Origin of the sequence: Streptomyces wedmorensis (assembly GCF_000716445.1) — a bacterium.
Lineage (GTDB): Bacteria > Actinomycetota > Actinomycetes > Streptomycetales > Streptomycetaceae > Streptomyces > Streptomyces wedmorensis.
On record NZ_JNWK01000252.1, the window covers coordinates 1 to 202 of the forward strand.

A 202-nucleotide genomic window follows, 5' to 3' on the forward strand; every position below is an offset into this window, starting at 1 on the left:
CCACCCCGAGGGGCTTCATCGTTCGACTTGCATGTGTTAAGCACGCCGCCAGCGTTCGTCCTGAGCCAGGATCAAACTCTCCGTGAATGTTTACCGGATGTCCGGTGACACTCGCGTTGAGCGGGACGGTCGAGCCGGAATGGGGCCGACCGTCCACAGCGTCCTCGCTGTGTATGTCGCCTGCCCGCCACGAGGGCCGACA

At 63.4% G+C, this 202-nt stretch carries 1 rRNA gene; it reads right to left on the reverse strand.

Annotated elements, in window-relative coordinates:
* Positions 1-87: ribosomal RNA gene (locus tag OO54_RS41300) — 16S ribosomal RNA — on the reverse strand; the annotation flags it as partial.
* Positions 88-202 lie beyond the last annotated feature (115 nt).